This window comes from Yinghuangia sp. ASG 101 (assembly GCF_021165735.1).
Taxonomy (GTDB): Bacteria; Actinomycetota; Actinomycetes; order Streptomycetales; family Streptomycetaceae; genus Yinghuangia.
The window spans coordinates 185,955-198,973 of record NZ_CP088911.1; the positions used below are offsets into that span (position 1 = coordinate 185,955).

The 13,019-nt window shown below is 71.7% G+C and carries 11 protein-coding genes and 1 riboswitch; of the genes, 8 read left to right on the forward strand and 3 right to left on the reverse strand.

Features of this window, described 5'->3' with window-relative positions; translation table 11 throughout:
• Window positions 1-368 precede the first annotated feature (368 nt).
• Window positions 369-566, forward strand: a riboswitch (cyclic di-AMP (ydaO/yuaA leader).
• Window positions 567-571: 5 nt separating this feature from the next.
• Together LO772_RS00895 and LO772_RS00900 are read left to right on the forward strand one after the other, a co-directional pair.
• Window positions 572-1,783 (forward strand): transglycosylase family protein, encoded by a 1,212-nt coding sequence (locus LO772_RS00895; protein ID WP_231776355.1) that lies wholly within the window; start codon window positions 572-574, stop codon window positions 1,781-1,783.
• Between the two features lie 296 nt (window positions 1,784-2,079).
• Window positions 2,080-2,934, forward strand: coding sequence for a PaaI family thioesterase (locus tag LO772_RS00900; protein ID WP_231776356.1), 855 nt, complete (start codon window positions 2,080-2,082; stop codon window positions 2,932-2,934).
• A gap of 7 nt (window positions 2,935-2,941) precedes the next feature.
• On the opposite strand, the gene LO772_RS00905 is transcribed toward LO772_RS00900, so the two are convergent.
• Window positions 2,942-3,661: an alpha/beta fold hydrolase gene (locus tag LO772_RS00905; RefSeq protein ID WP_231776357.1), complete on the reverse strand. Its 720-nt coding sequence runs from the start codon at window positions 3,659-3,661 to the stop codon at window positions 2,942-2,944.
• Window positions 3,662-3,868: 207 nt separating this feature from the next.
• On the opposite strand from LO772_RS00905, the gene LO772_RS00910 reads away from it, so the two are divergent.
• Window positions 3,869-4,567 (forward strand): TetR family transcriptional regulator, encoded by a 699-nt coding sequence (locus LO772_RS00910; protein WP_231776358.1) that lies wholly within the window; start codon window positions 3,869-3,871, stop codon window positions 4,565-4,567.
• Between the two features lie 434 nt (window positions 4,568-5,001).
• On the opposite strand, the gene LO772_RS00915 is transcribed toward LO772_RS00910, so the two are convergent.
• Window positions 5,002-5,424, reverse strand: a complete 423-nt coding sequence (locus tag LO772_RS00915; RefSeq protein ID WP_231776359.1) for a cupin domain-containing protein — start codon at window positions 5,422-5,424, stop codon at window positions 5,002-5,004.
• A gap of 216 nt (window positions 5,425-5,640) precedes the next feature.
• Between LO772_RS00915 and LO772_RS00920 the strand changes: the two genes are divergently transcribed.
• From LO772_RS00920 to LO772_RS00930, 3 genes are all read left to right on the forward strand, one after another.
• A complete protein-coding gene (locus LO772_RS00920) occupies window positions 5,641-6,141 on the forward strand; it encodes a hypothetical protein (RefSeq protein ID WP_231776360.1) in 501 nt (166 codons plus the stop codon).
• Between the two features lie 803 nt (window positions 6,142-6,944).
• Window positions 6,945-8,321, forward strand: a complete 1,377-nt coding sequence (locus LO772_RS00925; protein WP_231776361.1) for an ABC transporter substrate-binding protein — start codon at window positions 6,945-6,947, stop codon at window positions 8,319-8,321.
• A gap of 329 nt (window positions 8,322-8,650) precedes the next feature.
• Complete coding sequence (locus LO772_RS00930) at window positions 8,651-10,477, forward strand: TerD family protein (RefSeq protein WP_231776362.1); 1,827 nt, start codon at window positions 8,651-8,653, stop codon at window positions 10,475-10,477.
• A gap of 22 nt (window positions 10,478-10,499) precedes the next feature.
• Here the strand turns inward: LO772_RS00930 and LO772_RS00935 are convergent, their stop codons facing one another.
• The gene (locus tag LO772_RS00935; protein ID WP_231776363.1) at window positions 10,500-11,528 is read right to left on the reverse strand and encodes a DUF5996 family protein; all 1,029 of its coding nucleotides are present in this window, start codon (window positions 11,526-11,528) and stop codon (window positions 10,500-10,502) included.
• 112 nt (window positions 11,529-11,640) lie between these two features.
• Between LO772_RS00935 and LO772_RS00940 the strand changes: the two genes are divergently transcribed.
• On the forward strand, window positions 11,641-11,991 hold the full coding sequence (locus LO772_RS00940) for a UBP-type zinc finger domain-containing protein (protein ID WP_231776364.1): 351 nt from the start codon (window positions 11,641-11,643) through the stop codon (window positions 11,989-11,991).
• Window positions 11,992-12,470: 479 nt separating this feature from the next.
• Entirely contained in the window at window positions 12,471-12,833 is a 363-nt protein-coding gene (locus LO772_RS00945; protein WP_231776365.1) for a hypothetical protein, read from the forward strand.
• Window positions 12,834-13,019: the final 186 nt, after the last annotated feature.

Consider the following 13,019-nt stretch of genomic DNA (forward strand, 5'->3'; position numbering starts at 1 on the left):
GGAGTGCCGCCCGGGTGCGCGGGGGTCGGCCGGGGGGTTCGAGGGGCCGCGTTTCCCTCCCAGGAGCGGACAAAAACGACCAATCATGGCAATTTACCATTCCTTTGCGGAGTTGCCGTCCTCGCATTCGCGGCCACGCGGGGTAGCGGGAATTGACCCCGGGCACGCGCCCACGCACGGAACGTGGGAATTCGGCTACACAGCGGTCATGCAAGCGCACTTTGCGTGACCTATTCCCTATTCCCGAATTTTTCCCGGTTTTCTTCGGTTGCCTGGGATTTGTTTTGCAGTCGGGTGTTTGTCTAACTTCGACGGCGTTGGTGCAACACCGACCCCGCTCGCCGGAACGCCGAATTCCGCCGCCGGCCGAGACGGGACTGCTGAGAACCAGACACGGCGGAAGCGGGGGAACCAGGTGAAATTCGCCGGACCGGCGTACGCCAGTGCGCCCGGGACGGCTTGGGGTGAAGCCGCGCCGAAAACGCCCTGACCAGGGCGCGTACGGAGCGGCCGGGCAACTCCGGCCCGAATCCGACAGCTCACCTCGCAGGCGTGGGAGAGGAATCGCTTCATGCTGTCCGCGACCCGCAACCTTCTGAGCAACCGCAAGTCCATCGCTGTCGCCGCCGGTGTCACCGGCGCCGCGATCGCCCTCCCGATGATCGGCGCGACCAGCGCGTCCGCCGCCCCGGTGAGCACGTGGGACAGGGTCGCTCAGTGCGAGTCCACCAACAACTGGTCCATCAACTCCGGGAACGGCTTCTACGGAGGCCTCCAGTTCACAAACTCGACGTGGCAGGAGTTCGGCGGCACGCAGTACGCGCCGCGCGCCGACCTGGCCACCAAGGACCAGCAGATAGCCATCGCCGAGAAGGTCCTGGCCGTCCAGGGCCCGGGTGCCTGGCCGGTCTGCTCCGTGAAGGCGGGCCTGACCAAGAACAGCGGCACACCCTCCATCGACACCGGTTCGGCCGCGAAGTCGTCGGCCACCTCGTCCTCGGCCGCGGCCTCGGGCTCGTCGGCCTCCGCGAACACCGCGACCTCGTCGGCCGCGTCGGCCTCGTCCGGCGCGTCCGCCACGCAGGCCGCGTCCGGCTCGGCCCAGAGCTCGGCCACCACGTACTCCGTGGTCTCCGGCGACACGCTCTCGAAGATCGCCAACTCGCATGACGTCGCCGGCGGCTGGCAGAAGCTCTACCAGGACAACCGCAGCGTCATCGGCGGCAACCCGAACCTGATCCACAGCGGTCAGAAGCTGACGCTCAACGGCAAGGCCGCGGCGCAGTCCGGCGGCTCGGCGTCGGCCGCCGCCACGACCACGACCACCACGACCGCCGCCGCGTCGAGCAGCGCGGCCGACAAGACGGAGAAGACGTCGTCCAACGGCTACGTCCGCCCGGTCCAGGGCGCGCCGCACGGCTCGTACGGGCGGTCCGGCTCGCTGTGGTCGCACGGCCACACCGGTGAGGACTTCACCGCCGCCTCCGGCACCTCGGTGAAGGCCGTCACCTCCGGCACGATCGTCAAGGCCGGCTGGGGCGGCGCGTACGGCAACGAGATCGTCATCAAGCACGCCGACGGCCGCTACACCCAGTACGGCCACCTGAGCTCGTTCTCGGTGTCGGTCGGCCAGACGGTCGTGACCGGCCAGCAGGTGGGCCTGTCCGGCTCGACGGGCAACTCGACCGGCCCGCACCTGCACTTCGAGGTGCGCACCGGACCGAACTACGGCTCGGACATCAACCCGCTCGCGTACCTGCGGGCCCACGGCGTCAACATCTGAGGACGCTGAGCCACCGCCCTGTCAGGTGGGGCTGACACGGACGGATTGAACGGAACGCCCGGCCGGGACCTCCCGGCCGGGCGTTCCGTCGTGTGTTTAGGGGGACGCCGCCGGAGGGTGTGACGTGGCGTACTCCGGCGCGCCGCGCCGGGATCACCCGGGCGAGAATGGTACTCTCACATTCGAGAACGATCTTTTTCGGGGCAGGACGGATGCGATCGGCGCTCGATGTCGGCGTTTCCGCCCCGGACAACCGGGTCGCGTGGAGCGCCCGCCTTGCCCTGGGAGGGAACGCCTTGACCGCGCAGTTCGACCTGGCCGCACTGCCCCACGCCCCCGTCGGGAAGCCCGAGCTGCTGTTCGGAGTCCGGCTCGTGGAAGACCCCCGCGACAGCCACTGGCACGGCACGATGCCGTCCGGCCGGTGGACGCTCGGCCCCGACGGCGTCCCGAGCAACGCCGCGCTCGCCGTCCTCATCGACGACACGTTGGGCGTCGCCGGAGCCGCCCACCAGCCCGAGGGGCGCTTCGCCGTCACCACGGAACTGTCGGTCGACTACGTCGCGCCGCCGCCGTGCGACGGCAGCGTGATCACCAGCGAGGGCGCGGTCGTGTCCGCACACGACCGCGGAGCGCTGGTGACGGGAACCGTGCGCGACGCGGTCGGGCAGACGCTCGCGGTCATGTCGCTGCGCGGTCGCTACATCCCGCTCCTCCCCGAGGTCGCCGCCGGGGCCTCGGCGCGGCCGGAGCCCTCCCCCGGCGATCCGGCCGACGCGGACGCCTCGCGGCACGAGTCCCTGCTCGCGGTGCTCGGCGCGTCGGCGGAGGTCGGCGCCGAAGAGGTACGGCTGCGCGTGCCCCCGAGCATCCGGCTGACGAACGGGAGCGGTGTGCTGCACGGCGGCGTCGCGCTGGCCGCCTCCCAGCTCGCGGCCTCGTACCGGCTGCCCGCCGACGAGGGCATGGCCCTCGCGTCCACGCGCATCACGTACCTGCGCCAGCTGGAGATCTCCTCCGACATCGACTTCGTCGCCCGGGTCGTGCACGGCGGGCGCACCTTCCGCGTCGTCGAGGTGACGGCGTACGGCCCCGGCGGCGTCCCCTGCGCACGGGCCACCGTCGCGGGATACACCGCCACCGCGCGCTGACCCGCGCTCAGGCGCTCAGGACCTCGGTGAGGGCGTCGGTGACGGCCCGGGGCTCGGTGATCATGAGGTCGTGGCCGGTGTCGATGTCCCACAGGCGGCCTTCCGCGCGGGCGCGGGCGACCTGGTCGGGGTCGCGCGTGGGCAGCGTGGACGTGCACACGATGTGGTACTGCGGGATCGCCCACAGGGCAGGTTCGTTCTCCAGGCGCAGCGGCTGGTCGAAGCTCTTCCACGGATGGGCGGCGAGCCGGTCGGCCATCCACGCGACGTCGTCGGGATCGGTGACGCCGTAGAAGGTGCCGGCCTCGGGGAACGGGATCAGGACGGCCTCGACGCCGTCGACGACCCGGCCGAGCGGGCGCGTCGCGTCGATGATCGGTCCGGCGATGTCGCGCAGGGACTGCCCGTTGGCGGGTACGGCGGCGTCCAGGTAGACGAGGCGGCCTATCCGGTCCGCGGCGCGGTCCGCGGCTCCGGTGATGACCATGCCGCCGTAGCTGTGCCCGACCAGCACCACATCGCGCAGGTCTTCGTGGTGGAGCACGGCGGTGACGTCGCGGATGTGGGTGTCGAGGTCGACGTCCGGGCGCAGAAGGTGCGAGCGCTCGCCCAGCCCGGTCAGCGTCGGCGTGTACACCTCGTGCCCCGCCGCGCGCAGCAGCCGGGCCACGCGCTGGTAGCACCAGCCGCCGTGTCCTCCGCCGTGCACCAGAACGTAGACCGCCATGGGTGTCCCCTCTCCGGTTCCGTGGTGATGTCGCGCCGCCCCCGCCCCGCCCCCGCCGTGCCGGGCGTGGGTGCGCCGGTCCGCGCCGTGGCGCGGGGCGTACGAACCGCCGTGTCGCGGTGCCGGGTTGGCTCGCGTCGGGCGCGCGGGGGCCGGGCGCACACGATCGAGTAATCGTGTTACCGAGAAACCACGTTACTATGCGGTGTGCCCACGGAACAGACCCCGCGGCGGCGCAGCCGCACCGACGCTCCGCGCGCGGAGACCGCGGACGCCATCGTCGCCGTCGTCCTCGAACTCCTGCAGACGGGCGGGCACGACGCCGTGCAGCTGCGCGAGGTGGCGCGGCGGGCCCGCGTCTCACTCGCGACCATCTACAAACTGTTCCCCACGCGGGAGGCGCTGGTCGCGACCGCGATCGGGCGCTGGATGGCGGACAACTGCTTTCCCGAATCGACACCCCCGCCGCCGGACGAGTCGCTGCACGACGGCCTCATGCGCGTCTTCCGCCGCGTCTTCGAGCCGTGGGAGCGCAGCCCGCGCATGTTGGAGGCGTACCACCGGGCGAGCGGCGGGCCCGGTGGCGCCCGGCTCCGGCAGCAGGTGTGGGAGGCCGTCGCCCCCGCGGGGCGCGCGGTGCTCACGGGCGCGGACCCGGTCTACCTCGCCGACATCGAACGCGTCCTCACCGACGTGTCCTACGCCCTGACCGGCAGGTTCGCCGACGGGACGCTGGAGATCACCGAGATCCTGCCCGCCTTGGACCGCGTGGTCCACCGGCTGACCGCGAACAACGAGGCACCGGCGGCGGTCGCCGTCGCCCGACGCGCGTTGCTCGCGGGCAAGGCGGCGCCCGGGGAGTCGGGGCGGGCACCGCGGGAGCAGGCCGGACGCGACGGCGCGTAATGCGGTTACCGCGAACGGGCAGGGGCCATCCTGCGGGCGGCACAGGGGCGCGACGTGGGATCCCCGGGCGGCGGCCCGGCGAATCCGGCGGCGCCGGGCCCGCGTGCGGCACGCCCTGGTGCTGCGGCACTCGCGGCGGTCCCGCGTCCGCTCCCGGTGGCACCGGTCCCGCACCAACCGTGCCTGCGGCACGCACGATTCCCGGCCGACGTCATCCCGCAACGGTCACGTGCCCGCCCCGGCGCGGCACCCGGTCTCGCGCCAAGTGTGCCCGCGGCACGGCGGCTCCCGGCCGACGTCGCCAGCGGTGGCCACGCGTCCGGCCCCGGGCGGCGGCGCCCGGTCTCGCACCAAGTCTGCGTGCGGTACCGGCGATTCCCCGATCGATGTCGCCCCGCGGCCACGGGCCCGCGCCCGCGCGCCACCGGCAGCGGTCACATCTCGCGCTGCTCCAGAAAGATGCCGGGTTGGCCGCTGTGGATCTCCAGCCACTCCGCGCCCTCGTCGCCCGCACGCCACGTGTAGAGCAAGTCGGGCGTGAAGAAGCCCATGCCGGGGCCGACATGCCGTCGGCCGAAGATCAACTCGCCCTTGAGGACGTAGTTCAGCTGGTGCGTTCCGTGCCGGTGCGGTTTGACCTGTTCGCCGGGCCGGGCCGTCGCGTGGTACACCGACAGTTCGGCGGACTGAAGGATCGCCTTCGAGACCAGGTCGCGTCCGAAGACGGCGTAGAACTGCTCGGCCTGCTCGGATTCGCCCAGGATCTCGGCGTTCGTCCGGCCCTCCAGGTCGTCGACGTCGAAGAAGAACTGCCGGGGCCGGCCCTCTCCGGCCTGCCCGGTCGTGTCGTCAGCCATCAGCCGGTTCCCTTCGTGCCGTTGCCGTTCCGGACAAGCGGCACCGGCTCCGGACGGGGGAAACCGGGCGCGGTTCGCTTGACATTGTCCTGCATCGTGCCACGGTGATCCGCCCTGTGCCTAGGCTGTGTCCCGTGGATCTTGCGCGGCGTCCGCGTCGCCGCACCGAATCGCGGCCCGAGGGAACCGTCTCCGCTCCCCCGCCGTCCCACAGCCATGCCGATAGCCAACAGTCGGATCGCCCGGGCGGCCACGCTCGCCCTCACGCTCGTCGTCGCCGCCGGCTGCTCCGGTGGCTCGCCGTCCCGGCCCTGCACGCTCGTCGCCACGATGCCCGGGATCGGCGTGCACGTGGCCGCGCCGCTCGCGGACGGCGCGGGGGACGTCCAGGCACGTGTGTGCCAGGAGGGCGCCTGCCGCGACGTCACCGCCCGTTTGCAGCCGGCGACCGGCACGGGGGCGAACGGCTGTGACGGGGACGTGTGTTCGGCGGTGGCCACCCCGCTCCCGGACAAACGCGGCTTCCTCGACCTGCCCGGCATCACGACCGCCCCGGCACTCCTGACCCTGACCGTGCGCGACGCGTCCGGGGCCGTGCTCACCACCGGGGAGATCACCGTGACCCCGGAGGAGACCCACCCCAACGGGCCGGACTGCGGTGGGGGCGACGCACAGGCCCAGGTGCTGGTGACCGCGGAGGCCGTCACCGCCCTCTGAGCCGCCGAGATTCCCCGAGATACCCGAAACCCGGTGCCGAACACCGGGTTTTTGGGTATCTCGGCGCGTCCGCCGCCGAACCAGAAGCTTGCTCTAAAAGTAGTAGAGCAGCACTTCCCAAAAGCAATAGCACCGCTCTACTGTTGCGTCCCCAAGGGGGCGTACCGGAGGTGCGCGGCTGGGATTGACGATTCGACGATGTACGGCCGGCGACAGCGCGGCGTGACGGGGGGAACCTCATGCCGCGCTCGGCACACGCGCGGGGATCGACTTCGCCATGGGAGGCGCGAATCATGAGTGAGCGCGGTTACCGGAAAGACACGTTCGGCCCTGAACTTCGGCGCGGTGCCCGCCGCCACGCTCGTCGCGCGACCCCGGGGGCCCGGCGCCCGTAGCGCCGGGCCCGACCCGGGCACCACGTCCGACACCACCCGCCGGTGGCCCCGCACGGGTCACCGGTTCCGCTCCGCACGGGCGTACGGGATCTCCGTCGGAGCCGGGAGGGGGACGCGCAGGCTCCCTCCGAAGAATCCGATGAGTTCGACGAGTTCGACGATCCGCTGAAACGGAACGCTCGCTTCCGGTTCGTTCCTCTGTCGTCCGCGTCGTCGACACGTGTCCGGTCAGGGCCGTGTCGGCGACGAACTCCGTACGCCCTGCCCGAGTTTCACACAGCACCGCGCGCGCGGCGACGCCTGCCGACGGGAGACCACACCCGGTCGGCGTGCCAGGGCACGACCGCGCACGAGAGCGAAGCCGACGCCATCCGCCGGCGTCGGCCGACAGTTCCGAGGAGGCAGCACGTGAGACCCCGAGCCTTGACCACCCTCGCGGTGGTGGCCGCATTGCTGGCGGCCGGTTGTGCCGACCGCGGCGACTCCGACGGCAACGACGGCGCGGCACCGCCGGCGACGACGTCGGCCCCCACGGCCGACTTCGGTGATCTGAAGGCCGTGTGCGGGCCCGGCGATCCGACGGGTTCGCCCGCGCAGGGCGTCACCGACAAGGAGATCCGCGTCGGCACCATGACCGACGTCGGCTTCACCAAGAACCACGAATACGTCGACGCCGCCAAGGTGTTCACGGCGTGGTGCAACGAGGCCGGCGGCATCAACGGCCGCAAGATCGTGTCGGATAGCCGCGACACGAAGATGATGGAGGCCCGGCAGCGCATCTCCGAGTCCTGCCGCGAGGACTTCGCGCTGGTCGGCGGCGGCAACGCGCTCGACAACCTGGGCGTCAAGGATCGGGTGGAGTGCCTGCTGCCCGATTTCCCGGCGCAGGTCGTCAAGCTCGAGAACGAGGGCTCGGCCCTGCAGTTCAGCGTGCAGTTGGGTGGCGCGTCCTACCTGCGCAACGCGGCGTTCTACGACTGGCTGATCAACGAGGGCTACCCGCAGTCGAAGGGCGCCGTCGGCATCATCGCCGGCGACACCATCAAGGCCTCGTCCGACCAGCGCGTGGAGTTCATCCAGGCGTCCGGGGCGACCATGGCCTACTCGGACCTGTACCCGGGCGCGGGTGTGTCCAACTGGACGCCGTACGCCCAGGCGATCAAGAGCAAGGGCGTCAAGGGCCTGATCTTCATGGGTGACTACCGGTCTCTGGCGAAGCTGGAGCAGGAGTTGACCAACATGAACTACAAGCTCGACTGGATCGACCCGAACGTCGCCGCGTACGGTCCGACGTTCCTGTCCGAGGCCGGAAACCAGGCGCTCACCTTCCAGAACAACCTCACCGACCTCGGCGGCTTCGCGGAGCCCGACCCCGCGTCGACCAACCCCTCGGTGAAGAAGCTCATGGAGTTGTACGCCAAGTACGCGCCCGACGCGGACCCGACGCTCGGCACCGTCAAGGCCTTCTCCTCGTGGCTGCTGTTCGCGAAGGCCGCGTCGGCCTGCGGCAACGACCTCACCCGCAAGTGCCTGTACGACCAGGCGCTCAAGGAGACCTCGTGGACCGGGGGCGGCTTGCAGGCGCCCCGCGACATGTCCGCGCAGGACACCCCGCAGACCTGCTACAACGTCGTCAAGGCGACCCCGGAGGGCTGGCAGACCGCGGACTTCAAGCCCAACCAGGGCGAGTACCGCTGCGGCGGCAAGGAGCACAAGCTCATCGGCTCGTACGGCAGGCCGGTGCGGCTTGAGGACGTCGGCAAGTCGTTGGCCGACCTGAAGTAGCCCGCGCGGCACCCTCCGATGGTGCCGGACGACGCGGTGCCGGTCCGCCGGGCTTCGGCTCGGCGGACCGGTGTGCGTGGGCTGCGGGCTGCGGGCTGCGGGCTGCGGGCTGCGGGCTGCGGGCTGCGGCAGGGTGCACCCCCGCGGTGCCGCACGCCTGCCCGTCACGATCCTTCGCCCCTCCCCGCGTTCCGTCGGCGATCCGCCGAAGGCGTTCCCGTCGTCGGCCGCCGTCGGCGACCGGACATCCTGTTTCGGCCACGAACGGCCAGGGGATTTCTCGCCGTTCGGCATTCCCGCCGGACAGGCTGTTGGTACTGTGATCGGCCGTGATCGCGACTATTCCGATTCCCGCCGACTACCCGCGCGACTACGCCGTGGTCGATGTCGAGACGACCGGACTCACCATTCGCGACCGCGTGATCTCGATCGCGGTCGTGCTGTTGGACGCCACCGGGTCGGTCACCGGCAGGTGGGCAACACTGGTCGATCCGCGGCGTGACCCCGGGCCCACCGCGATCCACGGCCTCACCAGCGCGGACCTCGCGGGGCAGCCGCTGTTCGAGGAGATCGCCGACGAACTGGCCGAGCACCTGTCCGGCCGCGTGGTGGTCGCGCACAACGCGTCGTTCGACTGGCGCATGCTGGACGCCGAGTACGGCAGGCTCGCGCGGGAGGTCCCCGCCGACGAGCGCCTGTGTACGATCGCGCTCGCCAAGCGGCTGGAACTCCCCTTGCGCAACTGGCGTTTGGAGACCCTGGCCGCGCACTACGGGGTCGCGCAGCAGCGGGCGCACGACGCCGAGGACGACGCGCGGGTGCTGGCCCGGGTGTTCCGGACCGCGCTGCACGAGGCCGCGCACGCCGAGTTGCCGCTGCCGGTGATGCGGCCGGGCGTTCGCGGTGTCGCGCGGGTCCCCGCGCCCCGCACGCCGCCGAAGGCGCCGTGTCCGTACGTCAATCCGGGCCGGCTCCGGGGCGACGCGCTCATGCAGGGCATGCGCGTCGCGTTCACCGGCGAAACCACTGTCGCACGCGAGGAGTTGGAGGCCCGTACGGTCGCGGCCGGCCTCGCGGTGACCGGGAGCGTGAGCGGCCGGACGTCGGTGCTGGTGACCAACGACGCCGGGAGCGGGACGGGCAAGAACCGCGCGGCTCGCGACAAGGGCGTGCCGGTGGTCTCCGAGGCCGTGTACGTGGCGCTGCTCGACGCCGTGCGGCCGGGCGTCCGGGCCGACGCGGACCCGGCCGCCCCGGCGGCCCCCGCGGTGCCCGCCGTCGACGCGCCCTCTCCCCCACCCGCCGGATCCGTCCGCGGCGGCGGGACCGCCGGTGCGCGCCCCGACCGGACGTCCGCGCTCGACGTCCTCGTCCTGCACGACCGCTGGGAACACGTCGCGGCGGGGCAACTGCGGGCGCTGATCGTGGAGTCCGGGCACCGGCTGCGCGTCAACCTGACCGCGTCGGTCGATGTCGTCGTGATGCTCGACGGCGGCGTCGCCGATCCGCGTGCCAAGCGCGCGGCCTCGATGGGGCTGGAGTGCGTACACGCCGACGACTGGCGCCGGCGCTTCTCCGGTGGCGCGGACGCCGGGCCGACCGCCCCCGCGGAGGACGAGCTGTGCCGCGAACTCCCGCGCGGCGGCGTGCACGTGCTGCCCGGCGGCACGCGTCCGGGCGTCTGGACGCTGCAGGCGTCCTGGCGCTGGGACCGTCCCGACGGCGAGGTCGACGTCGTGGCCTTCCTACTCGGCACCGACGAAAAGGTGCGCCGCGACGACGACTTCGTCTTCTGGAACCAACTCGCCACCCCGGACGGCACGGTCACGATCGACGAGATGGGCTCCGCCGAACACGCGGTCACCATCGACCTGGACGCGCTCGACTTCACCGTCGCCCGCGTCGTGGTCGCCGCGGTGGTCGAGGGGACCAGCGCGTTCGACGCGGTCGGGCCGATCGAGGTGCAGACCGCGCCCGCGCAGGGCTCCGCCCACACGCGCTCGATCCTGGACGCCGCGACCGTCGAACGGGTTCTGCTGCTCGGCGAGTTCTACCGTCGCGGCGCCGAGTGGCGGTTCCGCGCCCAAGGCCAGGGCCACGCGTTCGGCGTCGCCGAACTGGCCCGCCGGTACGGCGTGGACATCGACGACCAGTAGGCGGACGGCCGTTCGCGGCGGCTCAGTGCCGGCTGAGTCCGGCCCGGGACAGCGCGCGCAGCTGATCCGACGTCGGGCACCACGTTGACGTCAGTTCGTCGGCGGGCCAGTGCGCGGCCCGGGAGCCCGCGTCGAACGCCGTCTGGAGGAAGGCCAGCAGCGCACGCCGCGGCTCCGCGTCGGTGCGGACGGCGTCGTACGGGAGCACCGCCATCGCGCCGTCGTCCACCCACGCGGCCTGCGGGGGACTGAGCGGGTGCGCGGCCAGTCCCTCGGGTTGCGGCGCCGTGTACGAGTAGTAGGAGGCGTGCCGCACCTTCGGGTCGCCCGGCCACCAGCCGAACGAGACGACTTCGTGGGTGTAGGCCTCGGCCGTGACCGGGTCGGCGCCCGCGCGCGGCGCGGCGCGTTTTCCGGAGAAGCGCGCGGTGGCGAGGTCGAACGAGTGCCAGAACACGTGCACCGGGCTCACCTTGCCGGTGAACCAGCCCATGAACTCCTGGAACACGTCCGCCGACCAGCCGAGGGCCCGCCAGTAGCGTTCGACGAAGTCGCGCCGGTAGGCCCTGTGTTCCGTGTCATCGGCGAACGGCGTGGTCAAGTGCGGGACCCCGAAGGGGTGTTCCAGCAGCGGGACGTCGACGCCGAGTTCGGCCAGCGTCCCGTGCAGCGTCCGGTCGAATTGCGCGACGCTGAGACCGCCGTCGAGCGGGAACGCGCGCGTCTCCCCGCGGTCGGTCCGTACGACGAGGCGGTGGTCGACAAAGTCGAAGGCGATGTCGAAGAAGATGCCGTGGGTGTAGAGGCGCCGCGTGGTCAGGCCGCGCGCGTCCACCGAGAAGGTGACGTTCCACCAGTGGTTCTGGGGATGCGTCGCGGCCAGCTTGACCTTGCCGACGATCTGCGCGAAGAGGTGCAGCGTATCGAGGGTGTCGGACCATTCCTCGTACGGAAGGTCCGGGAGGGCGAGGGCTTCGGCGGTCTCGGGGGCCGCGGCCGAGGAACCGTTCGGGAAGCTTTGCACGGAGCTGTTCGGGGTCCTGTCGCTCATTCCTCCATCGTGGGCGCGATGGCGCGCCGAGGCACCCGGAGCGACCGGTACGCCGCGCCCGCCGGAGCTCCACCGTTCGCCCGGTCGCGGCACGCGCGCGACCATGGTGGGCATGACTACTCCCGATGCCATCGACCCCAGCGCCCCTCCGACCGGGACCGGCTGCGCCGAGTGCGAGGCGGACGGCGGGTGGTGGTTCCACCTGCGGCGATGCGCCCAGTGCGGGCACATCGGCTGTTGCGACAGCTCGCCGTCGAAGCACGCCACCGCCCATGCGCGGAGCACCGGCCACCCGGTGATCCAGAGCTTCGAGCCCGGTGAGAGCTGGTTCTGGGACTACCGGACGTCCGAGATGTACCCGGAGGGCCCCGAACTGGCCTCGCCGCGAAGCCACCCGGCGGATCAGCCGGCCCCCGGTCCGGCGGGACGCGTCCCCTCGGACTGGGCCGACAAAGTGGGCTGAAGCGGCGTCCTTAATCCCGCCTACTACCGGTGATTCGCACCACATGGAGGGTCCTTCTCCGAAACTGAGACGAGAATCACGCGGCACTCCGGAAAACGAACCCCTCTCCAATACGCGTCGTAGGGGTGAGGCCGCACGCGCTCGATTGGCGGCGGCACGGGTCACGGCACGCCTTTTGGGCTACCGGTACCACAACACCCGATCAGGAGAAGGGAATTCGCGGTGAGATGTCCGCATTGCGATTCAGGCAGGGTCATCACTCTCCCGTACGGCGACAAGCGTTGCCGAAGCTGCGGCCATCAGTGGCGGCCCGATTCGTGAGCGCGGGCTCGGGACGCGGTTCACCCGTCGCACCGCCGCGCGATGGTCCCGTTCGCGCGGCGGCGGGTGGCCCTTGTCCGTTGCCCCTGGGGTGAGGTACGCCGCAGGTGGTATCAAGGAAGCGTCTGCTGCGGACTCGGGAAGGAGAGTGAGCCGACTTGAGCGACGAGCAGCACGCGGCCACGGACCGACCACCGGTCAAGGACCTGCTGGAGGCCTACTGGCGAGGGGGCGTCGCGGACGCCGAGCTGAAGGCCGCGCAGGACCGTGAGATGCAGGCCATACACGCGCGCACCGAGGCGGTCATCTGCGGGAGTTGCGGCTCTCCGCGCGTCCGCCGCGACCCCGTGGGCGACTTGGTCTGCGACGAGTGCAACTCCCGGACCCGGCCGCCGTCGTCACCGGACAAGCCCCGGTGCGGCAAGTGCGGGTCCGGCCGTATCCACACGCTCCCCTACGCCGACAAGAAGTGCCGCGACTGCGACCACCAGTGGCGTCCGTCGGGCCGCTATCGGCGGTAGCCGGGGCGCGATCACGACCGAGGGAGGAAGAGGGCCGGTGAGGCGCTTTTCCTCCCTCGGTGTTCGCGGTGGCGGATAGGCCGCCGGTCGCGGCGGCGGGCCCGGTTCCGGTGGAGGGCGCTCTTCGTCCCTGGGGTTTTCCGCCCTGCGGCGCATCGTGGTGCGTCGTGTCCGAGCCTGCCCTCC